General features: G+C 69.7%; 1 pseudogene. It reads left to right on the top strand.

Annotated elements, in window-relative coordinates:
- Window positions 1–575: pseudogene (locus tag ACTOQ2_RS44050) on the top strand (phenylacetate--CoA ligase family protein); the annotation flags it as partial.

Raw genomic sequence — 575 nt, 5'->3', positions numbered from 1 at the left:
ACTTCGACCAGGTCGTGCTGCTCGGCTACCCGCCGTTCCTCAAGGACGTGATCGACACCGGGATCGCGCAGGGCCTGCCCTGGGCCGACCACTCGATCAAACTGGTCACCGCCGGAGAGGTGTTCAGCGAGGAGTGGCGCACCCTCGTCGCCGAACGGACCGGCATGACCGACCCCGCACGCGACACCGCCTCTCTCTACGGCACCGCCGACGCCGGAGTCCTCGGCAACGAGACCCCGCTGTCCATCCGCGTCCGCCGCTTCCTCGCCGCCCACCCCGAAACGGCCAGGAAGCTGTTCGGCGCCTCCCGGCTGCCGACCCTGGTCCAGTACGACCCGCGGGTGCGCTTCTTCGAGGAGCACGAGGGCACCCTGCTGTTCTCCGGCGACAACGGCATCCCGCTGATCCGCTACCACATCGCCGACGAGGGCGGCCTGATCCCCCACGACCGCATGCTCGCCTTCCTCGCCGAGCACGGCTTCCACCCCGGCGACGACGGACCGGACCTGCCGTTCGCCTACGTCTTCGGCCGCGGCCACTTCACGGTCTCCTACTACGGCGCCAACGTGTACCCG

It is taken from the genome of Streptosporangium sp. H16, assembly GCF_051918855.1.
Lineage (GTDB): Bacteria > Actinomycetota > Actinomycetes > Streptosporangiales > Streptosporangiaceae > Streptosporangium.
Note: the sequence above shows the minus strand (reverse complement) of the source record. Positions and strands in the feature narration are given on the sequence as shown.